21 protein-coding genes and 1 pseudogene are annotated in these 22,010 nt (G+C 73.4%); 19 read left to right on the top strand and 3 right to left on the bottom strand.

Features of this window, described 5'->3' with window-relative positions:
- Positions 1-206: 206 nt before the first annotated feature.
- Positions 207-1,220 carry a hydroxyacid dehydrogenase gene (locus tag ACH4F6_RS17785; RefSeq protein ID WP_397961095.1) on the top strand — a complete coding sequence of 338 codons (1,014 nt, stop codon included), beginning with the start codon at positions 207-209 and terminating at the stop codon, positions 1,218-1,220.
- A gap of 232 nt (positions 1,221-1,452) precedes the next feature.
- Positions 1,453-2,496 carry a LacI family DNA-binding transcriptional regulator gene (locus ACH4F6_RS17780; RefSeq protein ID WP_397961094.1) on the top strand — a complete coding sequence of 348 codons (1,044 nt, stop codon included), beginning with the start codon at positions 1,453-1,455 and terminating at the stop codon, positions 2,494-2,496.
- A gap of 43 nt (positions 2,497-2,539) precedes the next feature.
- On the opposite strand, the gene ACH4F6_RS17775 is transcribed toward ACH4F6_RS17780, so the two are convergent.
- The gene (locus ACH4F6_RS17775; protein ID WP_397961093.1) at positions 2,540-3,199 is read right to left on the bottom strand and encodes a ThuA domain-containing protein; all 660 of its coding nucleotides are present in this window, start codon (positions 3,197-3,199) and stop codon (positions 2,540-2,542) included.
- A gap of 183 nt (positions 3,200-3,382) precedes the next feature.
- Here ACH4F6_RS17775 and ACH4F6_RS17770 point away from each other — a divergent pair, with 183 nt between their 5' ends.
- Both ACH4F6_RS17770 and ACH4F6_RS17765 read left to right on the top strand, forming a co-directional pair.
- Positions 3,383-4,015, top strand: a complete 633-nt coding sequence (locus ACH4F6_RS17770; protein ID WP_397961092.1) for a VOC family protein — start codon at positions 3,383-3,385, stop codon at positions 4,013-4,015.
- 182 nt (positions 4,016-4,197) lie between these two features.
- Positions 4,198-4,602 (top strand): VOC family protein, encoded by a 405-nt coding sequence (locus tag ACH4F6_RS17765; RefSeq protein ID WP_397961091.1) that lies wholly within the window; start codon positions 4,198-4,200, stop codon positions 4,600-4,602.
- On the opposite strand, the pseudogene ACH4F6_RS17760 reads toward ACH4F6_RS17765, so the two are convergent.
- Both ACH4F6_RS17760 and ACH4F6_RS17755 read right to left on the bottom strand, forming a co-directional pair.
- Positions 4,594-5,262 (bottom strand): annotated as a pseudogene (locus ACH4F6_RS17760) (helix-turn-helix domain-containing protein); the annotation flags it as partial. The gene ACH4F6_RS17765 and the pseudogene ACH4F6_RS17760 overlap by 9 nt on opposite strands.
- A gap of 178 nt (positions 5,263-5,440) precedes the next feature.
- Entirely contained in the window at positions 5,441-6,622 is a 1,182-nt protein-coding gene (locus tag ACH4F6_RS17755) for a YihY/virulence factor BrkB family protein (RefSeq protein ID WP_397961090.1), read from the bottom strand.
- A 142-nt stretch (positions 6,623-6,764) separates the two neighbouring features.
- Between ACH4F6_RS17755 and ACH4F6_RS17750 the strand changes: the two genes are divergently transcribed.
- The 15 genes from ACH4F6_RS17750 (at position 6,765) to ACH4F6_RS17680 (ending at position 21,938) form a co-directional block, all read left to right on the top strand.
- Complete coding sequence (locus tag ACH4F6_RS17750) at positions 6,765-8,399, top strand: acyl-CoA dehydrogenase family protein (RefSeq protein ID WP_397961089.1); 1,635 nt, start codon at positions 6,765-6,767, stop codon at positions 8,397-8,399.
- Between the two features lie 305 nt (positions 8,400-8,704).
- Complete coding sequence (locus tag ACH4F6_RS17745) at positions 8,705-9,988, top strand: GAF domain-containing protein (protein ID WP_397961138.1); 1,284 nt, start codon at positions 8,705-8,707, stop codon at positions 9,986-9,988.
- A gap of 201 nt (positions 9,989-10,189) precedes the next feature.
- On the top strand, positions 10,190-11,497 hold the full coding sequence (locus tag ACH4F6_RS17740) for a hypothetical protein (RefSeq protein ID WP_397961088.1): 1,308 nt from the start codon (positions 10,190-10,192) through the stop codon (positions 11,495-11,497).
- A 225-nt stretch (positions 11,498-11,722) separates the two neighbouring features.
- Positions 11,723-12,295, top strand: a complete 573-nt coding sequence (locus ACH4F6_RS17735) for a GNAT family N-acetyltransferase (protein WP_397961087.1) — start codon at positions 11,723-11,725, stop codon at positions 12,293-12,295.
- 127 nt (positions 12,296-12,422) lie between these two features.
- The gene (locus ACH4F6_RS17730; RefSeq protein ID WP_397961137.1) at positions 12,423-12,506 is read left to right on the top strand and encodes a putative leader peptide; all 84 of its coding nucleotides are present in this window, start codon (positions 12,423-12,425) and stop codon (positions 12,504-12,506) included.
- 150 nt (positions 12,507-12,656) lie between these two features.
- A complete protein-coding gene (locus ACH4F6_RS17725) occupies positions 12,657-14,357 on the top strand; it encodes a nitrite/sulfite reductase (RefSeq protein WP_397961086.1) in 1,701 nt (566 codons plus the stop codon).
- Positions 14,354-14,533 carry a hypothetical protein gene (locus ACH4F6_RS17720; protein WP_397961085.1) on the top strand — a complete coding sequence of 60 codons (180 nt, stop codon included), beginning with the start codon at positions 14,354-14,356 and terminating at the stop codon, positions 14,531-14,533. Before ACH4F6_RS17725 ends, ACH4F6_RS17720 begins: the two co-directional genes overlap by 4 nt.
- Positions 14,530-15,240, top strand: coding sequence for a phosphoadenylyl-sulfate reductase (locus ACH4F6_RS17715; RefSeq protein ID WP_397961084.1), 711 nt, complete (start codon positions 14,530-14,532; stop codon positions 15,238-15,240). The genes ACH4F6_RS17720 and ACH4F6_RS17715 overlap by 4 nt, the downstream gene beginning before the upstream one ends.
- Positions 15,237-15,863 carry an adenylyl-sulfate kinase gene (gene cysC / locus ACH4F6_RS17710; protein ID WP_397961083.1) on the top strand — a complete coding sequence of 209 codons (627 nt, stop codon included), beginning with the start codon at positions 15,237-15,239 and terminating at the stop codon, positions 15,861-15,863. Before ACH4F6_RS17715 ends, cysC begins: the two co-directional genes overlap by 4 nt.
- Complete coding sequence (cysD, locus tag ACH4F6_RS17705; RefSeq protein ID WP_397961082.1) at positions 15,860-16,795, top strand: sulfate adenylyltransferase subunit CysD; 936 nt, start codon at positions 15,860-15,862, stop codon at positions 16,793-16,795. The genes cysC and cysD overlap by 4 nt, the downstream gene beginning before the upstream one ends.
- A gap of 2 nt (positions 16,796-16,797) precedes the next feature.
- Positions 16,798-18,132, top strand: coding sequence for a sulfate adenylyltransferase subunit 1 (locus ACH4F6_RS17700; protein ID WP_397961081.1), 1,335 nt, complete (start codon positions 16,798-16,800; stop codon positions 18,130-18,132).
- 234 nt (positions 18,133-18,366) lie between these two features.
- Positions 18,367-19,479: an aliphatic sulfonate ABC transporter substrate-binding protein gene (locus ACH4F6_RS17695; RefSeq protein WP_397961080.1), complete on the top strand. Its 1,113-nt coding sequence runs from the start codon at positions 18,367-18,369 to the stop codon at positions 19,477-19,479.
- Positions 19,480-19,514: 35 nt separating this feature from the next.
- A complete protein-coding gene (locus ACH4F6_RS17690) occupies positions 19,515-20,300 on the top strand; it encodes an ABC transporter ATP-binding protein (protein WP_397961079.1) in 786 nt (261 codons plus the stop codon).
- The gene (locus ACH4F6_RS17685) at positions 20,287-21,192 is read left to right on the top strand and encodes an ABC transporter permease (protein ID WP_397961078.1); all 906 of its coding nucleotides are present in this window, start codon (positions 20,287-20,289) and stop codon (positions 21,190-21,192) included. The genes ACH4F6_RS17690 and ACH4F6_RS17685 overlap by 14 nt, the downstream gene beginning before the upstream one ends.
- 5 nt (positions 21,193-21,197) lie before the next feature.
- Positions 21,198-21,938 (top strand): sirohydrochlorin chelatase, encoded by a 741-nt coding sequence (locus ACH4F6_RS17680; protein ID WP_397961077.1) that lies wholly within the window; start codon positions 21,198-21,200, stop codon positions 21,936-21,938.
- Positions 21,939-22,010 lie beyond the last annotated feature (72 nt).

Below are 22,010 nucleotides of genomic sequence, written 5' to 3'. Positions count from 1 at the left end.
TACAGGGCCGTTCGGCGTACCTGACGGTGCCGGAACCGGGCCGGCAGCGGAGGCGGAGCCGCGAGCCCCGCCGCCCTCGCCGGCGGCGCAGGGGCCGCCCGGGCGAGCCGCCCCGGTCGTCGAGGCGCGCGTTGCCCCCGCCTCCGCGCCGCGCCTACGGTGAGGAGCGGTCACAGAAAGCGTTTCCGTCGCGCCTCAGGAGGGTCATGCCCAGCGCCCAGCGGCCCAGGGCCGTGTTCGCCATGGATCCGGTGCACCTGCCCCTGCTGTTCCCCGAGCCGCTCCTCCACCGGTTGCGCCGGACGGCCGAGATCGACCCGGCGCTCGTCGTGCGGGACTTCGCCGACCCCGCCGCCGCCACCGCGCTGGCCGGGGCGGACGTCCTGGTCACCGGCTGGGGCTGTCCCCGTCTGGAGGCGGACGTGCTGGCCGCGGCGCCCCGGCTGCGCACGGTGCTGCACGCCGCCGGTTCCGTGCGCTCCCTGATCGGCGAGGCGCTGTGGGACCACGGGGTGACCGTCTCCAGCGCGGCCGCCGCCAACGCCGTCCCCGTCGCGGAGTACACCCTGGCGATGATCCTGCTCGCCGGGAAGGACGTCTTCACCCACCGGGAACGCTTCCGCCGCACCCACACCGGTCCGGCCCACGCCGAGACCGCGTCCACCGGCAATCTCGGCCGCCGCGTCGGCGTCATCGGCGCCTCGCGCGTCGGCCGCCGGCTGCTCGGACTGCTGCGGCCGCACGACTTCGAGGTCCTGCTGCACGATCCGTACGTCGACGCCGCCGAGGCCGCCGGGCTGGGCGCCCGTCCGCTGTCCCTGGAGGACCTGCTGCGGCGCAGCGACATCGTCACCCTGCACGCGCCCGACGTCCCCGGAACCCGCCACATGCTCGACCGCGCCCGGCTCGCCCTGATCCGCGACGGCGGTGTCCTGATCAACACCGCGCGCGGCGCCCTGGTCGACCACGCCGCCCTCACCGACGAGCTGGTATCCGGCCGGCTGCACGCCGTGCTCGACGTCACCGAGCCCGAGCCGCTGCCCGCCGGCTCCCCGCTCCACCGGCTCCCGAACGTCTTCCTCACGCCGCACGTCGCCGGCTCCCTCGGCAACGAGCTGGAGCGGCTCGGCCGCGTGGTCGTCGAGGAACTGGAACGGCTGGCCGCCGGCCTGCCGCCGGCCCACGAGGTGCGCCACGCCGACCTGACCCGGGTGGCCTGACGCGGGTCCCCGGAGCGGCCCCGGCCGCTGTCCGCAGGCCGTCCGGGGTGCCGTCCGCGGTCGGCGCGCGGCCGTGCGCCGCAAGATCCCGCCACTGCCGGTGTCTTCCCGTCACGCTGAGGCACACCTAGGATAGCAAGCGCTTTCTGCGAGCCGTCGGTCAGGGTCGGCTCCGGTGGGGCGGTGGTCGAACTTTCGCTGGCCCTCGGGCGGGCCGGAGAGGTGGTTCCCGATGGTCCGCACGGGGAGTGCGAGCGTGACGGCCGGACCGACGCTGGCGGTCGTGGCCCGTGAGGCGGGGGTGTCCGTGCCGACCGCCTCCAAGGTGGTCAACGGACGCGAGGACGTGGCTCCGGAGACCCGGCGCCGGGTCACGGAGGCACTGGACCGGCTCGGTTACGTGCGCAGACCGCGCTTCGACGCGGCGAGGCCGCCCCGGCTGGTGGACCTCGTCGTGCACTCGCTGGACAGTTCCTGGTCGGGCGCGGTGCTGCGCGGTGTGGAGGAGGCGGCGCACGACGCGGGCCTGGACGTGGTCGTCTCCGCGTCGCTGCCCCGCCACCGGGCGGGCCGTCCGCAGCGCGGCTGGCTGGACAAGCTGACGGCGCGCGGCTCGGCCGGGGTGCTGTTCGACCTGGCGGAGCTGACGGATTCCCAGTACTTGTGGCTGGAGCAGCACCGCATCCCGTTCGTGATGATCGATCCGGCGGTCGAGCCGCCGTCGGGCGTGGTGTCGGTGGGTGCGGCGAACTGGCAGGGCGGGGTGACGGCGACCGAGCACCTGCTGGCCCTGGGGCACGAGCGGATCGCGGTGATCGCCGGCCCGCGGCGCAGGATGTGCAGCACCGCGCGGGTGGCCGGCTACCGTTCGGCGCTGGCCTCGGCGGGCCTCGGTCACCTCCCCGAGTACGTCCGGCACGGCGGCTTCGACGAGTCCGTCGCCCGCCACCGGATGCGTGAGCTCCTGGACCTGCCCGAGCCGCCGACGGCCGTCTTCGTCTGCTCCGACCGCATGGCCCTCGGCGTCTACCAGGCCTTGGCGGAACGGGGGTTGCGGGTGCCGGACGACGTCAGCGTGGTCGGCTTCGACGACCTCCCGGAGTCCCGCTGGACCAGCCCCGCGCTGACCACCGTCCGCCAGCCGCTGGCGGAGATGGCGGCGACGGCCCTGCGGCTGCTGGTGCGGATGATGGACGGGGAGCGCCCGGAGGGAACGCGGACGGAACTGTCGACGCGGCTGGTGGAACGGGCCAGCACGGCGGCCCCCAAGACGTGACCGGCCTTCCCCCGTCCCCTTCCTCCCCCGTCCCCTCCCCCCTTCACCGCTCCCGGTCGCCCGTCCCGGTCGCCCAGTCGATCCCGCCGCGCAGGTGGGCCAGGAAGCCGGGGTCGCGCCAGGCCTCGGCCGTGTGGCCGAGGGCCGTGTAGAAGACGCGGCCCGCTCCCTGCGCGCGGCACCAGGCGAGGGGGTGGTCGGGGCCCATGCCGCCGCCGTCGTACGAGGACTCGTCGGCGGTGACGAGGACGTGGACCCGGTCGCGCGGGTTGGTGCGGAAGTCGTACCACTCGTCGGTGACGTCCCAGACGGCGGGCAGAGGGCGGGTGGCGGGGTGGTCGCGGTCCTCGACGACCGCCTTGCCGGGCTGGATCGCGGGGTGGCGGGCGAAGCGGGCGCCGAGGAGTTCGCCGTAGTACGGCCAGTTCTCCTCGGTGCAGGCCGCCGCGTGCACGCCGACGAAGCCGCCGCCCGACTCGACGTACCCGGCGAGCCGGTCCCGTCCGGCCGGGGTGAGCACGTCGCCGCTGGTGGAGAGGAAGACCACGGCCGCGTACCCGTCGAGCGGGGCTTCCAGGGCGGCCGGGTCCTCGGTGTGCTCGACGGCGTACTCCCCCGTTCCCCGCAGGGCGGCGACGGCGTCCGGGATGGAGTCGTGGCGGTAGTCGGCGGTGCGGGTGTACACGAGCAGGCGAACGGTCATACGGCCCGACCCTACGGGGGCGGGAGTCGCGGGCCCAGGGACCGGATCGGGGCGAAACTTTCGGGTGGCGCCCGGCGGGACCGCCGGAAGGAGGTGCCTCGTACGGGTCACGCGGCCGTCCCCCCGCACGGGTGTTCCCCGGACGCGCCCGTTCCGGCGGCGGGACGCGTAGTCTCGGGCGGGATGAGCACCATCCCCCCGCGGCTCGACCACTTCGTCCTCGCCACCCCCGATCTGGCGGCGACGGTCGCCGAGTTCACCCGGCGCACGGGGGTGACCCCGGCCCCCGGAGGGGTGCACGTGGGGCTCGGCACCCGCAACCACCTGGTGGGACTGGGCGACCGCGCCTACCTGGAGATCATCGGTCCGGACCCGCGGCAGCCGGAGCCGGCCGGTCCGCGCCCCTTCGGCGTCGACGGGCTCGCCGGCCCGCGGACCCTCACCTGGGCGATCAGCCCGCCCGACCTGGACCGTGCGGTCGCGACGGCCCGGGCGCACGGCTACGACCCCGGCGACGTGCGGGGGATGAGCCGGCGCCGCCCCGACGGCACGCTGCTCGAGTGGCGGCTGACCGACGGCGGCGATCCGCACCCGTCCGGTCTGGTCCCCTTCCTCATCGACTGGGGCGACACGGCCCATCCCACCGCCTCGGGCCTGCCCGTCACCGCGCTGCTGGAGGTGTCGGCCACCGCGCCCGACCCCGACGAGATCCGTCCCCTGCTGACCGCGCTCGGCACCGAGCTGCCCCTGTCGCGGGGGCCGGTGGGCCTCTCGTTCACGGTGGACACGCCGAACGGGCCGGTGACCTTCACCTGACGGGCCCTGCGGTGGGCGGCGGGCCCCCGCGGGACGTCGTCCGGCTCCCTCGCCGCACGCCCGGCGCGCGGAAGCCGAACGGTGCCCGGCGAGCGGGGGCGGAACCCTTGCCGGCGCGGGGGTGCGGCCCGGTGTCCGATTCCTGCAAGACCCGTCCCCCGCTCCCTCCCTACGGTGATCCCATGACTCCACGATTCGATGCCGTCGGCCTGGTCGTCTCCGACATGGCCGCCTCCGTCGGCTTCTACCGCCGCCTCGGGTTCGCGTTCCCCGAGGGCGCCGAGCGGGAACCGCACGCGGAGGCCGCGCTGCCCGGCGGGCTGCGGCTGTTGCTGGACACCGAGGACACCGTCCGGTCCTTCCACCCCGCCTGGCGGGCGCCGTCACGGGGCGGCCGTTCCTCGCTGGCGCTGCGCTGTGCGGGGCCGGCCGAGGTGGACGCCGTGTACGGGGAACTGGTGGGCGCCGGGTGCCACGGCGAGCTCGAGCCGTGGGACGCGTTCTGGGGTCAGCGGTACGCCGTCGTGCACGACCCCGACGGCAACGGCGTCGACCTGTTCGCGCCGCTGGCGGAACCCGCGCAGTAGCTCCGTCAGCGTGGTCCCGGCCAGCTCCCGCACGTCGCGGGCGAGATGGGCCTGGTCGGCGTACCCGGTGCGGGCGGCCGTGTCCGCGTACGGCACGCCCGCCCGGGCCAGCGCGAGGGCGCGCTGGAGGCGCAGGATCCGGGCCAGGGTCTTGGGGCCGTAGCCGAAGGCGTGCAGCGAGCGGCGGTGCAGCTGACGGGCGCCGACGCCGAGTGCGTCGGCGGTGGCGGCGACCGGGCGGCCCGCGGCGAGGGCGGTGACCAGCCGGCGCAGCTCGGCGTCGGGCGGGGCGACGCGTTCGAGCGCCAGTTCCTCCAGTGCCGTCGCCGGGCGGGCGGCGGCTTCGACGCGGGACCGCAGCCGCCGCACCTCGCCGGCCGGCCACAGCTCGGTCAGCTCGACGCGCCGGTCGCGCAGTTCGTGGGCGGGCACGCCGAGGAGGGCGGGCGCGGTGCCGGGATAGAGGCGCAGGCCCGCCCAGGGCGTGGGCGGCCCGCCGGGGACGTGGGCGTGGGTGTCGGGACCGGCGACCAGCAGCCTGCCCTCGTTCCACAGCAGGTCCATGCAGCCGTCGGGCAGGACGGGACGTGCGCCGGCGCCCGCCGGGGTGTTCGTCCAGACCACCGCGCCGGCCAAGCGGGAGGGCCGTTCCTGGTACACGTGCGCCAGGCTACGCGGCGCGGGCGCGGTGTCGCCGCGGGCCGGTGCCGCGGCCCCGTTCGAAGGCGCCGGAGAGGGCCTGCCCGACGGGCGGTGCCTTGCTCGCAGGCGACGACCCGCGCACCCGTCGGAGACCCGCTCACCCGGCGGGAGGCCCGCGCGTCGGGTGCGGGCTTTCTCAGTGGCCGGGGTGTGCCTTGTCGGCGGGCGGGGGCAGCTCCCCGTTCGCGTTCCCCTTCGGGGAGGTCTTGGCGTGGGTCCGCAGCCGTCCCGTCACGTCCTCCGGCGGCAGGAAGCGGGACCACCGCTCGGGGAACTCGGACGGCATGTCGGGGTCGTCGGGGTCCTCGTGGGTGTGGGCGGCGGCCATGCGGGCGACGTACTCCGCGACCTCCTCCTGCCGCAGGCGTTCGTTGGCCTCGCGCGCCGCGGCCGTCGCGGCGGCCGGCCAGACGCGGTCGATCGCGGCGTTCACGGCGGCGCCGACGAGCACGGCGAAGGCGGACACGCCGATCCACAGCAGGACGGCGACCGCGGCGGCGAGCGAGCCGTAGATGGTGGCGCCCTCGATGGTGCTCTGCAGGTAGATGCGCAGGAGGAAGCTGCCGAGCACCCACATCGCGAGGGCCACGAGGGCGCCGGGCACGTCCTCGATCCACGGGGAGCGCACCGGCACGGACACGTGGTAGAGGGTCGTCAGGAAGACGATGGACAGGACGGTCACGACGGGCCAGTACAGGACCTGGACCACCGTCGTCGACCAGGGCACGACCCGTACGACCGCGTCGGGCCCGGCGACCATCAGCGGCAGGGCGACCGAGCCGATCAGCAGGGCCGCGACGAACAGCAGGAACGCCACGAGGCGGGTCTTGACGATGCCGCGGACGCCGTCGAGGCCGTACATGACGGTGATGGTGTCGATGAAGACGTTGACGGCGCGGGAGCCGGACCACAGGGCGAACAGGAAACCTATGGAGATGACGTCGGGGCGGCCGCCCTTCATGACGTCGTCGAGGATGGGCTGGGCGATCTGTGTGACGCCCTTGTCGGACAGGACCGTGCGGGAGGCGTCGAGGAGGTTGGTCTCCAGGCTGCTGATGGTGTCGGTGCCGGTCCAGTCGTCGACGTAGCCGAGCAGGCCGATGAGGCTGAGCAGCAGCGGCGGCACGGACAGGAGGGTGAAGAAGGCGGCCTCGGCGGCGAGGCCGAGGATGCGGTACTCGATGCAGGAGTCGACGGTGTCCTTGAGCAGCAGCCAGGCCGTCCTGCGCTTGGAGACGTTGCGGTAGAGGGCACGGGCGCGGTGGAGACGCCCGGTGGGTGCCTCGAGTCCCTCGGATGACTGACTTGCTGGCTGCACGCCCTAAAGGTATCCGCCGGACGGGACTGCACTCATCCCCGGTGGGCGCCGTCGACGTCGCCCGCCGGGCCCCGGGGGAGCGCGGCGGGGCCGTCCCGTGTCCGGCGGCCATGACCGGCGCGCCCGGGGGTACGTTCGCGGTATGGCAGGCAGTACGCACACCGTGACGAACCAGCCCCCGCCCCTGCTCGGGTACGACGTGTACGGCGCCGACCGGGCCCTGGTGGCCGCCGTGGAGCGGCACCTGGATCCGGAGCTGCTCGACGAGGCGCGCGGCGAGCTGTCCGCGCTGGGACGGGCGGCCGGGTCGGCACAGCTGCAGGAGTGGGCGATCCAGGCCGACGAGAACCCGCCGACGCTGCGCACGCACGACCGCTACGGGCACCGTGTCGACGAGGTGGAGTTCCATCCGGCGTGGCACCGGCTGCTGGGCAAGGGGGTGGGGGCGCACCTGACGGCGGCGTGGGCGCGGCCGGGCGGGCACGTGCGGCGGGCGGCGGGGTTCGTGGTGTGGACGCAGGTGGAGGCCGGCAACTGCTGCCCGCTGTCGATGACCCACGCGGCCGTGCCGGCGCTGCGGACCGATCCGGAGCTGGCGGCCGAGTGGGAGCCGCGGCTGACGTCGACGGTCTACGACCGTGAGACGCGGCCCGCCCGCCTGAAGGCGGGGGCGCTGTTCGGGATGGCGATGACGGAGAAGCAGGGCGGCAGCGACGTCCGGGCGAACACGTCGTCGGCACGGCCGCTCGCGCAGGACGGGACGTACGAGCTGACCGGGCACAAGTGGTTCTGTTCGGCGCCGATGTCGGACGCCTTCCTGGTGCTGGCGCGGGCGCCGGAGGGGCTGACGTGTTTCCTGGTGCCGCGGGTCCTGGACGACGGCACCCGCAATCCGTTCCTGTTGCAGCGGCTCAAGGACAAGCTGGGCAACCGGTCGAACGCGTCGGCCGAGGTGGAGTTCGACGGGACGTGGGCGCGCCGGGTGGGCGAGGAGGGCCGGGGGGTCCAGACGATCATGGGGATGGTCGCGGCGACCCGGCTGGACTGTGTGCTGGGGTCGGCGGGGCTGATGCGGGCGGCCGTCGCGCAGGCGGTCCACCATTGCGCGTACCGGGAGGCGTTCGGCGGGAAGCTGCTGGACAAGCCGCTGATGCGCAACGTCCTGGCGGATCTCGCGCTGGAGACGGAGGCGGCGACGACGCTGGGGCTGCGGCTGGCGGCGGCGTACGACGACGGGGGCGAGCAGGAGCGGGCGCTGCTGCGGATCGCGGTGCCGGCGGCGAAGTACTGGGTGACGAAGCGGTGTACGCCGGTGACGGTGGAGGCGGCGGAGTGCCTGGGGGGCAACGGCTACGTGGAGGAGTCGGGGATGCCCCGGCTGGTGCGCGAGTCGCCGTTGAACTCGGTGTGGGAGGGCGCGGGCAACGTGCAGGCGCTGGACGTGCTGCGGGTGCTGCGGCGGGAGCCGCAGGCGCTGAACGCGTACCTGCACGAGGTGGGGCAGGCGCGTGGCGCCGATCACCGGCTGGACGCGGCGATCAAGGACCTGCTGACCGACCTGGCCGATCTGGAGGGCGCCGAGGCGCGGGCGCGGCGGCTGGCGGAGCGGTTCGCACTGGTGCTCCAGGGCGCGTTGCTCGTTCGGTTCGCGCCGCCGGAGGTCGCCGACGCGTTCTGCGCGGGACGGCTGGGCGGCGACGCGGGGTCGGCCTTCGGGACGCTGCCGCACGGCGCGGATCTCGGGGCGCTGGTGGAGCGGGCCCGTCCGCTGTCCTGACCTGCGGGACGCGGGTGCGGGGGTGGTGCTGCGCCGACACGGCACCACCCCCGCCGCGATGGCCTTGCGAGGCCGGCGACGCCGCTCGGGACGGCGTGCCACAAGTTTCAAGCATCGGGTGGGTGTTGGCCAGGGTTGCAGGGGGTTGCAACGGGAGGGGACGCGGTGTCCGGACTGTGCCCCTCCGTCGCGGGGGGACGGCAAGATGGGTCCTCGAGTGAGACCGGAAACAGTCGGCGCGGGCGCCTGACGCCCGGTCCTGTGCCTGTGTGCTCCCCGGGAGGCCCTCTGTGGCGAAGTCGCCGATGAACGTGGAGCGGCTCGCGGCCGTCGACGCCGCGCGGGCGGCGCGGGTGCTCAGCGAGGTGCGGGAGGCCAGGCTGGCCGGGCGGCGGGCGCGGATCGCGCCGCGTCCGGTGATCGAGCAGTCGTGGGAGCGGATGCTGCGCAGCGGTGTGGACCCGGAGCACGACTTCCGAGCGGGTCTGCTGAGCGCCGAGGAGGTGCGCCGGCGGCGGGAGGAGTCGCCGCTGCGGGAGGTGCTGCCGGTGCTGCGCGAGGGACTGCTGTCGGTGGCGGACGCGGCCCGGCACATCATGGTGGTCGCCGACGAGGAGGGCCGGGTGCTGTGGCGGGAGGGGTGCCCCCCGGTGCTGCGCAAGGCCGACGGCCTGGGTTTCGAGCTGGGTGCGGACTGGCGGGAGGAGGTCGTCGGCACCAACGGTGTGGGCACGCCGACGGTGGTGCGCCGGCCGGTGCAGGTGTTCGCGGCCGAGCACTTCGTGCGCTCGCACACGGCGTGGACCTGCGCCGGGGCCCCGATCACGGACCCGCGCAACGGGCGGTTGCTGGGCGTGGTGGACGTCAGCGGGCCGCTGGAGACGATGCACCCGGCCACGCTGGCCTGGGTCGACTCGGTGGCCAAGCTCGCCGAGGCCCGGTTGCGCGAGGCGCACGTGGGGTCGCTGGAGCGGCTGCGCGCGGTGGCGGCGCCGGTGCTGGCGCGGCTGGCCGGCCGGGCGGCGGTGGTGGACGGGGACGGCTGGACGGCGGCCGTGACGGGGATGCCGTACACGGACCGGATCGCGTTGCCCAGGGCGTTGTCGGCGGGCCGGCGGTGGCTGCCGGTGCTGGGGCCGTGCGCGGTGGAGCCGCTGGCGGAGGGCTGGCTGGTGCGGGCGCTGGACCGGACCGCGGAGCCGCTGCCGCCCGGTGCGACCCGGATCGTGCTGGACGTGACGCGGTCGCGCCGCTGGTCGGTGACGGTCACGGGTGGGGCCGGCGCCTGGTCGCACGAACTCAGTCCGCGGCACGCCGAGTTGCTGTACCTGCTGGCGGCGCACCGGGGCGGGCGCAGTGCGGCGGGGCTGGCCGCGGACGTGTTCGGCGATCCGGGGCGGACGGTGACGGTGCGGGCCGAGATGTCGCGGGTGCGCAGGTACCTCGGGGAACTGCTGGAGCACCGCCCGTACCGCTTCCGCGAGGACGTGGAGGTGGAGGTGCTCCTGCCGGACGACCCGAAGGACCTCCTTCCGCACTCCGCCGCTCCCGCGGTGGCCGGGGCACGGATGACGGAATCCGTTCGGTGACGACGGATTTCGTACCGTAAGGCCGCCCGTCCGCCTCCTTCGCACCGTACATCGCCTTACGTCACGGCATCTTCCGCACATGTACGCGCTCTTCGTCCCGGACGGACGCCGACTGCCGTAGCATCCCCTACGGGTCACCCCACCTGCTCCTCGGTCAACGTAAGGATCATCAGGCGCAGTTGGCCCGCCTCGGGAGGACGAATGAGACATCGCGGCCGACACCGCCGACGCAGACGAGGCAGGGCCCTGCGCGCGTTCCTGACCGGAACCGCGCTCGCGCTCACCGCCGCCGCCACCATGATCAGCGCTTCCCAGGCCACGGTCACGGACGGTCCCGGGGCCCTGAAGCCGCTCACCGCGTCCGCCGACACGGACGCGCTGCGGCTGACGGAGCACCCGGTGCCCCAGTCCTCGCTGGACCGGCTCGCCGCGGAGATGGGCCCGCCGGTCGGGGTCGGCGCGGTGCTCGGCGACGCCGACCGCACCCTGCGCGACGCGGTGGACTGCACGGGCGCGGAGCGGCGGGCGCTGCCCGTCACCCCCGCCGCCACGCGCGCGTACTGCTGGAACACCGACGACACGCGGGGCTGGCGGCCCGGCGCGGTCACCACCTCCGGCGACGCGGACGACGACGGGCTGTGGGGCGCCCGCCGGGTGATCCTGTCGGGCTGGTCGCGCAGCGCCGGCCCGGCGGCCGACCGGGGTCTGGCCCGGGTCGCCTTCGTCGACGCGGGCCGCCCGAACCGCCTCGCCTACACCTGGGCGCTGCTCGCCGTCCCGGTCGACGGCGGGCGCGACTACCGGGGGCTGGTCTCCCACGTCTCGGGCATGGTCTGGTCCCAGGACAAGCTGCTGGTGACCGCCGACGACGGGGACCGCGCCGCGCTGTACGTCTACGACGTGAACCGCATCCAGCGCGCCACCGTCACCGGTGAGGCCGTCGGCCGGGTGCCCGGCGGCTGGTCCGCGCACGGCCACCGGTACGTCCTGCCGGCCGTCGCCTCCTACCGGCTCGGCGGCGGCGCCGACGCCCCGCACCCGGCGACCGTGTCCCTCGACCGCAGCACCACCCCCGACTCCCTGGTCGCCGGGGAGTGGACCCTGGACGACGGCGACCGGGGCGCCCGGCTGTGGCGGTACGCCCTCGACACGGCCCCCGGCCGCGCGGGGCTCCTCGCCGCCGACGGCACCGGGAGCGTGCGGGCCACCGAGGCGTACCGGACGGAGCTGAACGGGGTGCGGGGGGTGCTCGCGCACGGGTCCTCCTGGTACGTGACCCGCGCGGCCGCCGGCGACGAGCGGCGGGGCACGCTGTGGCGGCAGGACGCGGACGGCGCCGGTGTCGCGACGTGCGGGAGCGGCGACCGCCACGACTGCTGGAGCACCGGCACCGAGTCCCTCTCCTACTGGGCGGCGACCGGCGAGGTCTGGACCCAGTCGGGCCGGGTGCTGTTCTCCCTGCCCCTGGCGTCGATCGACAGGACGGCCCCGAGGCGGGCGGAACAGTAGCGGCGCCGGCGTGCGGAGGCATGCCGGCGGGGCTGGGAGCGCACGGCGGCCGACGGCGCGCGTGAGCGCGCCTCCGCACGCCGTGGCAGCCGGCACGGCGGGTGACCGGCTCGCGGGCACGAGCGGCGCGCGGGCGTGCCCGGCGCGGTGGCGGACGGCACGGTGGCCGTCGGCGGGGCAGGGGGCGATCGACAGACCGGCGGAACGGATGATTCCCTGACCGGCATGACGAACATCCCCGTGACCACCTGGTCCCTGGAGCAGACCGCGCCGAGCGACCTGCTGCCGGCCGCCGCGCCCGAGGGCGACGTCCGCATCGTCCGCGCCGAGGTGCCCTCGCCGGAGTTCAGCCGCTTCCTGTACGCCTCCGTCGGCGGGGACATCCGCTGGATCGACCGGCTGGGCTGGACGTACGCCCGCTGGGAGGAGCACCTGGGGCGCCCGGGCGTCGAGACGTGGGTGGCGTACGACCGGGGCACGCCCGCCGGGTACGTGGAACTGGAGCCGCAGGACGACGGGGTCGTGGAGATCGTCTACTTCGGATTGATCCCGGCCTTCCGCGGCCGGCGCATCGGCGGACACCTGCTGTCGTACGGCGCCGCCCGGGCGTGGGACCTCGCGGACCGCTGGCCGGGGCTGTCGCCGACCAAGCGGGTGTGGCTGCACACCTGCAGCAAGGACGGCGAGCACGCCATGGACAACTACCGGCGCCGCGGCTTCACGCTGTTCGACACCAAGGTCGAAGAGGAGACCGAGGTGGCGACGCCGGGCCCCTGGCCGGGCGCATACCGGGTCTGACCTGCACGGACAAGACCGCGCGCGCAGCATGTGACCGACGACACCCTGGTCTCGCATATCGAGACCAGGGTGTCCGCATGACGGACGAAGCTGGACTGTGTCCAGATCGCCGTGCCACGCTTCCGTCATGTTCGGAACTGGAATTGCCTTGGTGAGTCGGCGGCACGTCGACCTCGGCCGCATGTCCAGCGCCATCTGTCCGGCGAGCTGACGCCCCACCCGCCCGTGGCCCCGGCCACGCAACGGCACGCCGACAGTCCCCTCGAGCATCCCGCCCGCGCAATGACGCGCACGCATGCCCATGCGCCCGCACGCGCAGGTCAGAGCCTCCCCCGTCGCTGTCCCGAAGGACGTATCCACCATGGCCGCCACCCCCCAGAACCCTGCCGCCTCCGCGCCCCGCCGCAAGGTGAGCCGTCACCGCGGCGAGGGTCAGTGGGCCGCGGGTCACTTCACCCCGCTCAACGGCAACGAGCAGTTCAAGAAGGACGACGACGGTCTCAATGTGCGGACACGCATTGAGACGATCTACTCACAGCGCGGCTTCGACTCGATCGACCCCAACGACCTGCGCGGCCGGATGCGCTGGTGGGGCCTGTACACGCAGCGCAAGCCCGGGATCGACGGCGGCAAGACCGCGGTCCTGGAGCCGGAGGAGCTGGACGACGAGTACTTCATGCTGCGCGTCCGCATCGACGGCGGGGCGCTGACGACGCAGCAGCTGCGGGTCATCGGCGAGATCTCGCAGGAGTTCGCGCGCGGCACCGCCGACATCACCGACCGGCAGAACGTCCAGTACCACTGGATCCGGATCGAGGACGTGCCCGAGATCTGGCAGCGGCTGGAGGGCGTCGGCCTGTCGACGGTCACGGCCTGCGGCGACACCCCGCGCGTGATGATCGGCTCGCCCGTCGCCGGCATCGCCGAGGACGAGATCATCGACGCCACCCCCGCGCTGGAGGAGATGAAGCGCCGGGTCCTGAACAACAAGGCGTACTCGAACCTCCCCCGGAAGTTCAAGACGGCCATCTCGGGCTCGCCGCTGCTCGACGTGGTGCACGAGATCAACGACGTCGCGTTCGTCGGCGTGCGCCACCCCGAGCACGGCCCGGGCTTCGACGTGTGGGTGGGCGGCGGTCTGTCCACCAACCCCAAGCTGGGCGTGCGGCTCGGCGCCTGGGTGCCGGTCGACGAGGTGCCCGACGTCTACGAGGGCGTCATCTCGATCTTCCGCGACTACGGCTACCGCCGGCTGCGCAACCGCGCCCGGCTGAAGTTCCTCGTCGCCGACTGGGGCCCGGAGAAGTTCCGGCAGGTGCTGGAGGACGAGTACCTGGGCGGACGCAGGCTGATCGACGGGCCCGCCCCCGAGCAGCCGGTCCAGCAGTGGCGCGACCACATCGGTGTGCACCGGCAGAAGGACGGCCGCTTCTACGTCGGCTTCGCCCCGCGCGTGGGACGCGTCGACGGCGCCACCCTCACCAAGATCGCCGACCTGGCGGAGGCCCACGGCTCGGGCCGGGTGCGCACCACCGTCGAGCAGAAGATGATCGTCCTCGACGTCGAGGAGGGCCAGGTCGACTCGCTCGTCGAGGGCCTGGAGTCGCTGGACCTCACCGCCCGGCCGTCCTCCTTCCGGCGCGGCACCATGGCCTGCACCGGCATCGAGTTCTGCAAGCTCGCCATCGTCGAGACCAAGCAGCGCGGCGCACAGCTGATCGACGAACTGGAGCGCCGTCTCCCGGACTTCGACGAGCCGCTCACCATCAACCTCAACGGCTGCCCGAACGCCTGCGCCCGCATCCAGGTCGCGGACATCGGCCTCAAGGGCCAGCTCGTCCTCGACGACCAGGGCGAGCAGGTCGAGGGCTACCAGGTGCACCTGGGCGGCGCGCTCGGCCTGGAGGCCGGTTTCGGCCGCAAGGTCCGTGGCCTGAAGGTGACCTCCGCGGAGCTGCCGGACTACATCGAGCGCGTCCTGAAGCGGTTCCAGGCGGAGCGCGAGGAAGGCGAGCGGTTCGCCACCTGGGCGGCCCGGGCGAGCGAGGAGGCCCTCTCATGAGCGAGCGGGCCGCGCCCTTCTACTGCCCGTACTGCGGCGACGAGGACCTCCGGCCGAACGAAGAGGGTCACGGCGCCTGGGAATGCGCGGCGTGCAACCGCGCATTCCAGCTGAAGTTCCTCGGGCTGCTCGCCCGGGGCGTTCAGCGCACCGACACGGGAGGGGACCGGACATGACGACGACTCAGGAAGACCGCGGCACCGAAGAACTGAAGGCCCTCGCCGAGCAGGCGGGACGCGACCTGGAGGACGCCACCGCGCTGGAGATCCTCCAGTGGGCGGTGGACACCTTCGGCAAGGAGTTCTGCGTCACCTCGTCCATGGAGGACGCGGTGGTCGCGCACCTGGCGTCGCGCGTGCTGAAGGGCGTGGACGTGGTGTTCCTCGACACCGGCTACCACTTCCCCGAGACCATCGGCACCCGGGACGCGGTCGAGGCCGTGATGGACGTCGACGTCATCACGCTCACCCCGCGGCAGACGGTCGCCGAACAGGACGCCGAGTACGGGCCGAGGCTGCACGACCGCGACCCCGACCTGTGCTGCAGGCTGCGCAAGGTGCAGCCGCTGGAGGAGGGCCTGAAGGGCTACCGGGCGTGGGCCACCGGGCTGCGCCGCGACGAGTCCCCGACCCGGGCGAACACCCCGGTCGTCGGCTGGGACGAGAAGCGGCGCAAGGTCAAGATCTCCCCGATCGCCCGCTGGACCCAGGACGACGTGGACGCGTACGTCGCCGAGCACGGCGTGCTGACCAACCCCCTGCTGATGGACGGCTACGCCTCCGTCGGCTGCGCCCCCTGCACCCGGCGGGTGCTGGAGGGCGAGGACGCGCGCGCCGGCCGCTGGGCGGGCCGGGCGAAGACCGAGTGCGGGCTGCACGGATGACGGGGACCGCCGGCGCCCACACGACGTCCACAGCTTCGGCTGTTACTGCTTTTACCGATGCGAACACTGCGACCCAGGAGAACCACGTGACGACCGGAGCCACTGTCTGGCTCACGGGTCTGCCGAGTGCCGGCAAGACCACCATCGCGTACGAGCTGGCCGGCCGGCTGCGCGAGGAGGGCCACCTCGTCGAGGTGCTCGACGGCGACGAGATCCGCGAGTTCATCTCCGCGGGCCTCGGCTTCAGCCGCGAGGACCGGCACACCAACGTGCAGCGCATCGGCTTCCTCGCCGACCTTCTCGCCCGCAACGGCGTCAAGGCGCTGGTCCCGGTGATCGCGCCGTACGCCGACAGCCGCGACGCGGTGCGGGGGCGCCACGAGGCGAGCGGGACGGCGTACCTGGAGGTGCACGTGGCGACCCCGGTCGACGTCTGCAGCGAGCGGGACGTCAAGGGCCTGTACGCCAAGCAGGCGGCGGGCGAGCTGACCGGCCTCACCGGCGTCGACGACCCGTACGAGGCGCCCGAGTCACCGGATCTGCGGATCGAGTCGCAGAACCAGACCGTGCAGGAGTCCGCGGCGTCGGTGTACGCCCTGCTCAGCGAGAGGGGACTGGTGTGACGACCGTCGCACGGACCGAGGAGGGCACGGCCAGCCCGTACGCCCTCAGCCACCTCGACTCCCTGGAGTCGGAGGCGGTGCACATCTTCCGCGAGGTGGCGGGCGAGTTCGAGAACCCGGTGATCCTGTTCTCCGGCGGCAAGGACTCGATCGTCATGCTGCACCTGGCGCTGAAGGCGTTCGCGCCGGCGCCGGTGCCGTTCTCGCTGCTGCACGTCGACACCGGGCACAACTTCCCGGAGGTCATCGAGTACCGCGACCGCACGGTGGACCGGCACAAGCTGCGGCTGCACGTCGCCTCGGTGCAGGACTACATCGACCGGGGTGTGCTGAAGGAGCGTCCGGACGGCACCCGCAACCCGCTGCAGACGCTGCCGCTCACCGAGAAGATCCAGTCGGAGAAGTTCGACGCGGTCTTCGGCGGCGGCCGCCGGGACGAGGAGAAGGCGCGGGCGAAGGAGCGGGTGTTCTCGCTGCGGGACGAGTTCTCCCAGTGGGACCCGCGCCGCCAGCGCCCCGAGCTGTGGAACCTGTACAACGGGCGGCACGCGCCCGGCGAGCACGTCCGGGTGTTCCCGCTGTCCAACTGGACCGAGCTGGACGTGTGGCAGTACATCGCCCGCGAGGACATCGAGCTGCCGCAGATCTACTTCGCGCACGAGCGTGACGTGTTCCAGCGGTCCGGGATGTGGCTGACGGCCGGCGAGTGGGGCGGCCCGAAGGACGGCGAGACCGTCGAGAAGCGGCTCGTGCGCTACCGGACCGTCGGCGACATGTCCTGCACCGGCGCCGTCGACTCCGACGCGACCACGCTGGAGGCCGTCATCGCCGAGATCGCCGCGTCCCGGCTGACCGAGCGCGGGGCCACCCGCGCCGACGACAAGCTCTCCGAGGCCGCGATGGAAGACCGCAAGCGCGAGGGGTACTTCTAGACATGAGCACGACCACGACCGAGGAACTCTCGGCCACGACCCTGCTGCGGTTCGCCACCGCCGGCTCCGTCGACGACGGCAAGTCCACCCTCGTCGGACGGCTGCTGCACGACTCCAAGTCGATCCTCAGCGACCAGCTGGAGGCCGTCGAGCGCGCCTCGGCGAGCCGGGGCGCCGAGGGACCGGACCTCGCGCTGCTCACCGACGGCCTGCGGGCCGAGCGCGAGCAGGGCATCACCATCGACGTGGCCTACCGCTACTTCGCCACGCCCCGGCGCCGGTTCATCCTCGCCGACACGCCCGGCCACGTGCAGTACACCCGCAACATGGTCACGGGCGCCTCGACGGCCGAGCTGACGGTGATCCTCGTCGACGCGCGCAACGGCGTCGTCGAGCAGACCCGCCGGCACGCGGCCATCGCGGCCCTGCTGCGCGTCCCGCACGTCGTGCTCGCCGTCAACAAGATGGACCTGGTCGACTACAAGGAGTCCGTGTTCGCCGCGATCGCCGAGGAGTTCACGGCGTACGCGACCGACCTGGGCGTCCCGGAGGTCACCGCCATCCCGATCTCGGCGCTCGCCGGGGACAACGTGGTGGAGCCGTCCGCCACCATGGACTGGTACGGCGGCCCGACCGTCCTGGAGCACCTGGAGACCGTCCCGGTCAGCCACGACCTGGCGCACTGCCACGCCCGGCTGCCCGTGCAGTACGTGATCCGGCCGCAGACCGCCGAGCACCCCGACTACCGCGGCTACGCGGGCCAGATAGCCGCCGGCTCCTTCCGCGTCGGCGAGGCGGTCACCGTCCTGCCCTCGGGCAGGACGACGACCATCGCCGGGATCGACCTGCTGGGCGAGCCGGTGGACGTGGCGTGGACGACGCAGTCGGTGACCGTGCTGCTCGCGGACGACATCGACGTCTCGCGCGGCGACCTGATCGTGCCGAGCGAGGACGCGCCGGCCACCACGCAGGACGTCGAGGCCACCGTGTGCCACGTCGCCGACCAGCCGCTGACCGTCGGGCACCGCGTGCTGCTCAAGCACGGCACCCGCACCGTCAAGGCGATCGTCAAGGACATCCCGTCCCGGCTGACGCTCGACGACCTGTCCCTGCACCCGCACCCGGGGCAGCTCGTCGCCAACGACATCGGCCGGGTGAAGATCCGCACCGCGGAGCCCCTGCCGGTCGACTCCTACGCCGACTCGCGCCGCACGGGCTCGTTCATCCTGATCGACCCGAGCGACGGCACCACGCTCACCGCGGGCATGGTCGGCGAGTCGTTCGCCGCCCCGGACCCGGTCAAGGACCGCTCCGAGGACGACGGGTGGGACTTCTGAGGTGAGCTCCACCGACTACTACTCGACGTTCGCCAAGGAGGGCGGCCGCGTCGGCAGCGGCGCCCTCGGCAGCGGACAGGGCGGAGTGGCGCGATGTGCGGCATGACGTACGCGCACTGCCTGCGCGCCCCGTCCCCCCACCCGACGTCCCGGAAGCGACGAAGACCCTTTGCCGATTTCCCGGCCACGACCTGAGAGACCGTGACCGCCGGGCCAACGAGAGGAACCCCTCCCGTGCCTGCCTTCCGCTCCACCCTTCTTCGCCGCGGCATCACCGCCGTAGCCGCTCTTCCCCTGCTCACCCTCGCCGCCTGCGGCTACGGCTCCGAGGCCAAGGACGACTCCTCGGCCCAGAAGGTCGCCGCCGGCGCGGAGAAGATCGACGGGCTCGACTCCGTCAAGATCGGCTACTTCGGCAACCTGACCCACGGGACCGCCCTCGTCGGCGTGAACAAGGGCTACTTCCAGAAGGCCCTCGGCGCCACCAAGGCGTCGTACCAGATCTTCAACGCCGGGCCCTCCGAGATCGAGGCCCTCAACTCCGGTTCCATCGACATCGGTTGGATCGGCCCCTCCCCCGCGATCAACGGCTACACCAAGTCCGCGGGCAAGAACCTGCGCATCATCGGCGGTTCGGCGTCCGGCGGGGTGAAGCTCGTGGTCAACCCGGACAAGATCAAGAGCCTGAAGGACGTCAAGGGCAAGAAGATCGCCACGCCGCAGCTCGGCAACACGCAGGACGTGGCGCTCCTCAACTGGATCGCCGAGCAGGGCTGGAAGGTCGACGCGCAGAGCGGCAAGGGTGACGTGTCCGTCGTCCGCACCGACAACAAGGTCACCCCGGACGCCTACAAGGCCGGTTCCGTCGACGGCGCGTGGGTGCCGGAGCCGACCGCGTCCAAGCTGGTCGCCGAGGGCGCGAAGGTGCTGCTGGACGAGGCCGACCTGTGGCCGGACAAGAAGTTCGTGATCACGAACATCATCGTGTCGCAGAAGTTCCTCGAGGAGCACCCCGAGGCCGTCGAGGCGGTGCTGAAGGCGTCGGTCGAGACGAACGAGTACATCAACGCCAACCCCGACGAGGCGAAGGCCGCTGCCAACGCGCAGCTGAAGGCGGACTCCGGCAAGGAGCTGCCCGCCGAGGTCCTCGACCCGGCGTGGAAGTCGATCCAGTTCACCAACGACCCGCTGGCCTCCACCCTCAACGCGGAGGCGCAGCACGCGGTCCAGGCCGGACTGCTCGAGGACCCGCTGCTGAAGGGCATCTACGACCTGGCGCCCCTGAACAAGGTCCTCCAGGCCGCGGGTGAGAGCACCGTCGCCGACGCCGGTCTCGGCGTCCAGTAAGCACCACGTCGGTTGAGTCCCAGGAGGTGACGACCATGGCCACGACCCTCGCCAAGGCGGAAAGCGCCGAGTCGGTGGAGTACGCCGCCCGCATCGAGCACGTCTCGAAGTCCTTCGCCGGGCCCGCCGGGCAGCAGCTCGTCCTGGACGACATCACGCTCGATGTCGCTCCGGGCGAGTTCGTCACCCTCCTGGGAGCCTCCGGCTGCGGCAAGTCCACCCTGCTGAACCTGGTGGCGGGCCTCGACCGGCCCACCGCCGGCAGCATCAGCACCGACGGGCGTCCGGCGCTGATGTTCCAGGAGCACGCCCTGTTCCCGTGGCTGACCGCGGGCAAGAACATCGAACTCGCCCTGAAGCTGGGCGGGGTCGCGAAGAACGAGCGGCGCGGCCGCGCCGAGGAACTGCTCGAGCTGGTGCGGCTGAAGGGCTCGTACGGCAAGCGGGTGCACGAGCTGTCCGGCGGCATGCGGCAGCGGGTCGCGCTGGCGCGCGCGCTCGCCCAGGACGCCCGGCTGCTGCTGATGGACGAGCCGTTCGCGGCGCTCGACGCGATCACGCGCGACGTGCTGCACGACGAGCTGACCCGGATCTGGGAGGAGACCGGGCTGTCCGTCCTGTTCGTCACGCACAACGTGCGGGAGGCGGTGCGGCTCGCGCAGCGCGTCATCCTGCTCTCCTCCCGCCCGGGCCGGGTGGCCCGCGAGTGGACGGTCGGCATCCCGCAGCCGCGCCGCATCGAGGACGCCCCCGTCGCCGAACTGTCGCTCGAGATCACCGAAGTCCTGCGTGGGGAGATCCGCCGTCATGGCCAGCACTGAGACGAAGACGACGGACGCCCGCGCCGGGGGCGACCAGCAGACCGCCTCGGTGGAGGCGGGCCTGGACGCCCTGGAGACCGGCGTCGTCGGCCGGGTCTCGTTCCGGCAGACCTTCGTCAGCAAGATCCTGCCGCCGATCGTCGCGATCGTGCTGGTCCTGGTGGTCTGGCAGGCGCTGATCAGCTTCAAGGTCGTCGACGATCCGAGCAAGCTGCCCTCGCCCGCCGACGTGGGCGGCGAGTTCGAGGACGCCTGGCTGGAGGGCCGGCTCCTCGACTACATCTGGACCAGCGTCTCGCGCGGTCTGCTCGGCTTCCTGATGGCGCTCGCCATCGGCACCCCGCTGGGACTGCTGGTGGCCCGGGTGAAGTTCGTGCGCGCGGCGATCGGTCCGGTCCTGTCCGGGCTGCAGTCGCTGCCGTCGGTGGCGTGGGTGCCGCCGGCCGTGATCTGGCTGGGCCTGAACAACTCGATGATGTACGCGGTGATCCTGCTCGGCGCGGTCCCGTCCATCGCCAACGGCCTCGTGTCCGGCATCGACCAGGTGCCGCCGCTGTTCCTGCGGGCGGGCCGCACGATGGGCGCGACCGGTCTCAAGGGCGCCTGGCACATCGTCCTGCCCGCCTCGCTGCCCGGCTACCTGGGCGGCCTGAAGCAGGGCTGGGCGTTCTCCTGGCGCTCGCTGATGGCGGCGGAGATCATCGCCTCCTCGCCCGACCTGGGCATCGGCCTCGGCGCGCTGCTGGAGAACGGCCGCAACGCCAGCTCGATGTCCATGGTGTTCGAGGCGATCATCCTGATCCTGTTCGTCGGCATCGCCATCGACCTGCTGATCTTCAGCCCGCTGGAGCGGCGGGTGCTGCGCAGCCGGGGCCTGCTGGTGAAGGGCTGATCCCCGTGCGCACCAGGCCGGTCCTGCTCGTCATCGCCCACGGCAGCCGCGACCCGCGGCACGCGGCGACCGTCGACGCCCTCGTGCGCCGGGTGCGGTCGCTGCGGCCGGGGCTGCGGGTGGAGACCGGCTTCCTCGACTTCACCCTCCCGTCGGTGCACGGGGTGCTGGAGTCGCTGGCGGCGGAGGGCGTGCGTGACGTCGTGGCGCTCCCGCTGCTGCTGACGCGCGCCTTCCACGCGAAGGCGGACATCCCGGCGGTCCTGCGGGACGCGCCGCCGCGGCTGCGCATCCGTCAGGCGGAGGTGCTGGGCCCGTCCCCGCTGCTGCTGTCCGCCCTGGAGAGGCGGCTGTACGAGGCGGGGCTGACGCCCGCCGACAAGTCCTCGACCGGGGTCGTGCTGGCCTCGGCGGGGTCCACCGACCCGGAGGCGATCGCGGTGATCGCCGACATCGCGCGGGAGTGGTGGCACACCGGTTGGTGCGCCGTGCGACCCGCGTTCGCCTCCGCGTCCCTTCCGACCACCGAGGAGGCGGTGCGCGAGCTGCGCGCGCAGGGCTGTGCCACGGTGGCGGTCGCCCCGTACGTGCTGGCCCCCGGCTTCCTCCCGGACCGCATCGCGCGCGGCGCGGCCGGGGCGGACGTGCTGGCCGAGGTGCTCGGCCCGGCGCCGGAGGTGGCACGGCTGCTGCTGGAGCGCTACGACGGGGCGCGGGCGCCCCGGCTGACGGCGGTCGGCGCCTAGCCGCCCGTCCGGCGGGCCGGCCGCAGCCCCGGGGCCCGGGACGCCCCGTTCCCCTCCCGGCCCGGCCTCCGC

Origin of the sequence: Streptomyces sp. NPDC017936 (assembly GCF_044328485.1) — a bacterium.
Classification (GTDB): Bacteria; Actinomycetota; Actinomycetes; order Streptomycetales; family Streptomycetaceae; genus Streptomyces.
The sequence above is the reverse complement of the archived record's forward strand: the minus strand, read 5'-3'. Positions and strand labels throughout refer to the sequence as shown.